The following is a 5827-nucleotide window of genomic DNA, read 5'->3' as shown; positions in this document are numbered from 1 at the left end:
TTTCGACCTAACTCAGTCAAGGTCAGTGTCTTACATTCAATCAGTGCCTTAGAGGCCAGCATCAAGCTGTTTAATCGTTTTAGGTGAAGTTCTGGGCAGTATTGGTGTAAAGAATGTTGTAGGATATTGGCTTCGCGCATCTTGTTGTCCAAGTGTAGTTTTTAGCGAAACCATTTGATCATGCAACAAGATGCGCTTCCACCCTAATTTGATGATTTATTTGTAAATCATCAGGGGATTCTTCAGTGCCATGCGACTATCAGCATACTGATGATAATATTAATCTAGACGCTTAGAGAATCTCATACTGGCGATAAATAGCCCGATACAGGTAAAACCTATCATCCACAGGGCATCAAATTGCAGATCCACCACTTGGGCATCGCGCAGCACTATGGCCCGTGACATGCGCATAAAATGGGTTGCGGGTAAAGCTTCGGCAATCCATTGCGCCGCGATAGGCATGGCTTCGTAGGGGAACATAAATCCCGACAAGAGAATCGATGGCAGCAGGATAAATACCGTCATCTGCATCGATTGCAACTGGGTTTTCGCTATGGTCGAAATCACTAATCCTAAGGTTAAACTGGCGCAAATGAACAACATAGCAGCAAGGGCGATAGAATCAAGCCCGCCGCGAATGGGCACATCGAACAACAGATGCCCTGCGCTCAGGATAATGGTCACTTGCACAAAGCCAACCATCACATAGGGCACGATTTTACCCAGCATCAACTCCAGTGGCCGCACAGGCGTAGTGATCAAAAACTCCATATTGCCCTGCTCGCGCTCACGCACTATGGCGGCGGAAGTAAACATCACCATGGTCATAGTCAAAATCACTCCCAACAGGCCGGGTACTATGTTGACCACAGAACGTTGTTCTGGGTTGAAATATTGCACCACTTCAAAACTCGGCATCGCCGTTTTTAGTGCTCTTCCTGCGACTTCATCCAGTGGCATTTGCCTTAGGCTACGAATAGTTGAAGCGACAACCGTATCTGAACCATCCACTAGCCATTGGCCAGCGGGTTGTGCGATATAGGACTGCGCTAAATATTGCTGACCCACAAAGCTTGGGTGACGCACTAAGCGCTCATCAAGATCGGCGGGCAAATACAGCACAGCTTTGACTTCGCCGCGAGTGATCGCCGCCTCAGCCTCGGCGGCACTTAAATAACGCTGTTTAAAATCTACGACCTGCGTTGCTTCCACCGCCTTAACCAGTGCGCGACTGTAGGCAGAATCACTCAAATTAACTAACCCAGCAGGCAGATGGCGAGCATCGGTATTGATGGCATAACCAAACAACATCAGTTGCACCAGCGGGATCATGACTATCATGCCAAAGGTCATGCGATCCCGCGACAACTGCCGCAGCTCTTTGACCACAATCGCAAAAATCCTACGCCACATGGTCAGTCTCTCCCTTGGAAACCCCAGCCAAGCGCTCGCCAGTACAAGTGACAAACACATCTTCTAAGCTAGCGCGCACTTCTTCCATCGTCCGGCTGGCAACTCTTGGTTTAAGCCAAGCAAGCGGATCTTCAATATCGCTGCGCACTAACACCCGCAAACGACTGCCGATTTGCGCCGCTGACAATACCGCAGACTCGCTGATCAATGATTGTTTTAAAGTGCGTAAGTCGTCCCCTGAGATCTCAACCACCCGAGCCCCCATCGCCGCCATCAGCTGCTGGGGTGAACCGTCGGCGCGTTTTATCCCCCGCTCTAAAATCGCAAGACCATGGCAACGCTCGGCCTCATCCATATAGTGAGTCGACACAAGTATCGTAGTGCCTTGGGCACAGAGATCGAATAAGCGCTCCCAAAACTCGCGTCGATTTTCAGGATCGACCGCCGATGTCGGCTCATCGAGAAACAATAATTCGGGGTGATGTAAGGTCGCTGCCGCTAAGGCCAAACGCTGTTTCTGGCCGCCACTCATGGAGCCCGCCATTTGTTTCTCGCGGCCGACTAAATCGTATAGCGTGACTAACTCGGCTATTCGCAGCTTTGATGCTCGGCGGTTAAGGCCATAAATTTGCGCGACAAACTCTAAGTTTTCCCGCACCGAAAGATTGTCGTACAGGGAGAATTTTTGCGTCATATAGCCAATACGGCGACGCAGTTTTTCCTCGGCGCCGGGTAAGGTTTCACCCAATACGCGGATATTCCCCGATGTGGGACTCAGTAACCCAGTCAACATACGAATTGAAGTCGATTTTCCGCAGCCATTGGGGCCGAGAAACCCATAAATTGTGCCCTTGGGAATGGCGAGGTCGAGGTTTTCCACCGCATTAACACCACCAAAGGCGCGGGTCATCCCTTGGGTCTCGATAGCAAAATCAGCGCTTTTCATGGCTGCTGCACTCCTTGCAGCACATCGAGTTCAACTTCTAATGCCATGCCAGTAGGTAGGTCCTGATCTGTGGCGGAAATCGTGATATCGGTCAAATACATCAGCCGCGCTCGATCACGTTCATTTAGCGCATAAAATGGCGTGTAAGCAGGTTGACTGCGAATATTGCGCACAGTGCCAGCAATCGGTATCTCGCGGCCATCCACAAGAATATTGACGCTATCGCCCGCCTTCACTCTGTCTAACCAAGTCGCGGGCAGGTAAACCCGTACATAGGGATCCTCGCTCGCCAGTAAACCAATCAACTGAGTGCCTGCGGCAATGCGATCGCCGACTCGCCAAGGCAACGTATCGACAACGGCATCACGCGCCGCTACCAAGCTCAAGTCTGCTAAGGCTTTTTGTTCGATGGCTACACTGGCGCGAGCTGCAGCCACCGCGGCTTTGGCTTGTTCAAGCTGCTCACTACGGGTGCCATTTTCTAGTAGTCGCAGGCTTTGCTGCGCCTCAGCTTGCTTGGCTAAACTGGTATCCCGCGCCGCACGGGCCGTATCTAAATCCGCTTGGCTAAGTACTTTAGTGACAAATAAACGGTTTGTTCGTTCAAAGGCTCGCTGAGCCTCTTTCACACTGGCATTCGCCCCGTCGAGCACGGCCTTGGCGCGTTCTATATCCTCTAAACGCGCACCTGTGACCGCCTCAGAAAGTTTAGCTTTAGCCTGTTCAAGCTCGGCTTGGCGCAGGGCGAGGCGCGCATTAGCAGAGGTTGTATCGAGCTGAATTAACACCTCACCCGCCTTAACCTGTTGACCTTCAACCACATTCACTTGAGTAATCAACTCACCTACGGGCGCAGTAAGCGTCAGCCTGTCCCGCTCAACAGTGCCAAGCACTCTAGGCGGCGCTTCAGTGCAACCGACTAATAGCAAGATCACACAACCCACACTCACGTGCGTCAGAATCTTAAAATTCACACTCATTACGACTTCCTCGGTTCACGCAGTACACCTTGGGTAAAAACCTGCATATTGTGCAGCGCTAAACGCTGTAAACCATCAGCATCGGCGCTAAAAAAGCCGAACTGACGCATTAACACCGGAGGCGCAATAAGCGGAAAAACCATCAGACTCACGAAACTGAGGCGTACTAAATCGGGATCTAATCCCTCCTTCAATAGCCCCGCATTGACTAATGTGGATTCGAGCCATTGCCGCGAGAGGGATAAAATTTGCTCAAAAACAGACAACATAATGCGATAGGGTTCTGAGCCATCGCCTTCCTGTAACACCCGTATAATCAACCGTGGCAATCCCAGGTTGGGTGCCATAACGCGATAATATGTCTGCATAAGTTCACCCAAGTTATTAGGGGCATCCGCGGCGGATATTTCGCGAAAACGCGCTAATACGGGTTCAAGGGTTTCCCGCACCATTTGTTCGAACAGGCCCGCTTTTGAACCAAAATAATAACGAATAAGCGCGGCATCAACCTCGGCTTCGCGGGCAATTTCACGGGTAGAAACGCTGGGATAACTGCGATGACTGAAGAGACTTAGGGCTGCGATAATTAAGCGTTGGCGGGCATCGGAATCCCCTTTCGGACGACCAGGAGTCTGCGGCTGTGATTCAGTTTGGGCGGTAAATGGCACAACCCCCTTTGGGCGACCGGGAATAAGCGACATGGCAAGCTCCAGCAAAATTCATCTATTGATGAATATACTGAAAAGCCGCGTAAAAAGGCAGCAGTTAAATTCCTCATTTTCATTGATATTGAGGAATTTAACCCTAGCACTGCAAGGCTAAAATTTGAGTACCGTTCAATCGAAAAATTAAGCGGCCTTCTATTAAAGATTTATACAGTAAAAGCTTATGCGCCTTTCACTATCGCACTCAAACGGGTAATGAATTGCTGTACGGCTTCAACCGTGTCAAAACTAAAGGCAAGGCCATAGTGGGTTTCGGTCAAACTCTTATGTAAACGTTTGGGGAAACGTGTCATCTCAGCATTGTGGAAATAGTCGTATTTGGCATGCACGCCTGCAATAGTGGCAAGTTCGCCGGAAAAGACTTCGAATGCGGGACGAATAATCAAGTTTGGTGATTTACCGTCGAGGTGTAAATAGAAAGCCTCTTTAGTTTCTGGGAGCATGTATTCAGTAATGTTTTTTATGGTGAAGTTAGTGCGACATTGCAGTCCACTTAAGCAACTCACCATCTTATTATGTTCTATCGCCAAACTTATTCTCCCGTGTTTGTTGTCTATTTAGATTAAACCTGCCCATATCGCGCTACTTTTTCTACTCTCAGTCAATCCATGGCTCAGATGACTGATTAAGATGAGAAGAATATCATCTCGGCAATGTTGGTTTTTATACCGTTTATCCCACTTTACCTCAGCTCAGCCTAATCGGTTTAGTCTTAAAATGCACTAAAGTGATACCCATATCCCAGAGTAAATGAGCGAGTTTGAATTATTTATCACAAAAAACCTTTATATACAGAACGATAAACCGATTAATTCAAACGCTAAGTGGGTGTCACAGAAAATTCTTTTGTGTAAGCAAATCGCTATTTCAAACACGATAAAACAAAATTTAGTTTATTAGGCATTGCTTATCATCAGGTTACCAACCTTTAGTTTGACATTAAAACGAACCGTCCAAAATGCGCCCCTGCGATTCCATTTTATGATGATTGTTTTACTTGCCAGCTTAAAATGTTGCGTCTAGGTTAATAAGCTTGAGTTACGTCCTGTTGATAATGGCTAAGTTACGGCAATCACATTTGATGCCAACGTAAACTAGCGCATTCACGCTATCCCGTCGTATTCAGGCCTTAAGTCATGTTTTACCCAAAGTGAGTAACCCGCGCTTAAGCGCCTATAAACCGAGCCATGCCAGCCGATTTCAAGCTTATTTACGGCAAATCCTTAGCATTAACCGATTTGCCCTAAACTGTCGCAACGGACTGGCGGCCACAATCAACAAGACCAACAACACGAGATATAGCCATGAAGATCAAAAAAGCCCTCATGCTCTTGGGTCTGTTCGCTGTCAGCCCAGTCACGTTAGCCGCAACCGGAGTCGCCTTTATCCATGGTACGGGTCACCAGACCAATGCCTTAGCCGATTACTGGACGCCCGAATTTGTTAACTCAGTGCGCCAAGGCATCCCAGTGCCAAACAATTACACAGTGATCAACTGCGACTTTGACCAATATATACCCAATCAACCTGAAGATGCGTGGGTAAAGAGCTGAAAATTATCATTGATCCGCGACGCTAAACTTTCACCAATATCGGGTAATGTTTCTTTGAAAAATTTATCCAGTGCGGACCTGAAATCTCGCTTATTTTTGAAGTACACGCTGTTCCTCGCGTGCTCATTCATGACCTTCCACAGTCTTTCTATCGGATTGAGGTTCGGGCTGTAAGGCGGTAAATAATGCAACTCAATATTGTGCGAA

Annotated in this window: 6 protein-coding genes and 2 pseudogenes; 1 reads left to right on the top strand and 7 read right to left on the bottom strand. The window is 48.2% G+C overall.

Annotated features, from left to right (window positions below):
• The 6 genes and pseudogenes from L5M10_RS23085 to L5M10_RS23060 form a co-directional block, all read right to left on the bottom strand.
• Positions 1-140, bottom strand: a pseudogene (locus L5M10_RS23085) (IS4 family transposase); the annotation flags it as partial.
• Positions 141-279: 139 nt separating this feature from the next.
• Positions 280-1416, bottom strand: coding sequence for an ABC transporter permease (locus tag L5M10_RS23080; protein WP_263256021.1), 1137 nt, complete (start codon positions 1414-1416; stop codon positions 280-282).
• Positions 1406-2362 carry an ATP-binding cassette domain-containing protein gene (locus L5M10_RS23075; protein WP_168823108.1) on the bottom strand — a complete coding sequence of 319 codons (957 nt, stop codon included), beginning with the start codon at positions 2360-2362 and terminating at the stop codon, positions 1406-1408. The genes L5M10_RS23080 and L5M10_RS23075 overlap by 11 nt, the downstream gene beginning before the upstream one ends.
• Positions 2359-3342 carry an HlyD family secretion protein gene (locus L5M10_RS23070; RefSeq protein ID WP_263209245.1) on the bottom strand — a complete coding sequence of 328 codons (984 nt, stop codon included), beginning with the start codon at positions 3340-3342 and terminating at the stop codon, positions 2359-2361. Before L5M10_RS23070 ends, L5M10_RS23075 begins: the two co-directional genes overlap by 4 nt.
• Positions 3342-4043 carry a TetR/AcrR family transcriptional regulator gene (locus tag L5M10_RS23065; RefSeq protein ID WP_131525685.1) on the bottom strand — a complete coding sequence of 234 codons (702 nt, stop codon included), beginning with the start codon at positions 4041-4043 and terminating at the stop codon, positions 3342-3344. The genes L5M10_RS23070 and L5M10_RS23065 overlap by 1 nt, the downstream gene beginning before the upstream one ends.
• 185 nt (positions 4044-4228) lie before the next feature.
• Positions 4229-4576, bottom strand: a complete 348-nt coding sequence (locus tag L5M10_RS23060) for a hypothetical protein (RefSeq protein ID WP_113938914.1) — start codon at positions 4574-4576, stop codon at positions 4229-4231.
• 795 nt (positions 4577-5371) lie between these two features.
• Here L5M10_RS23060 and L5M10_RS23055 point away from each other — a divergent pair.
• Positions 5372-5584, top strand: a pseudogene (locus L5M10_RS23055) (hypothetical protein); the annotation flags it as partial.
• A gap of 5 nt (positions 5585-5589) precedes the next feature.
• Here the strand turns inward: L5M10_RS23055 and L5M10_RS23050 are convergent.
• Positions 5590-5827, bottom strand: a 238-nt coding sequence (locus L5M10_RS23050) for a transposase (protein WP_263179589.1), incomplete at its 5' end; no start/stop codon positions are given.

The organism is Shewanella sp. SM32 (assembly GCF_025654235.1).
GTDB classification, from domain to species: domain Bacteria; phylum Pseudomonadota; class Gammaproteobacteria; order Enterobacterales; family Shewanellaceae; genus Shewanella; species Shewanella oncorhynchi.
This window is presented reverse-complemented; position numbering and strand designations above follow the sequence as displayed.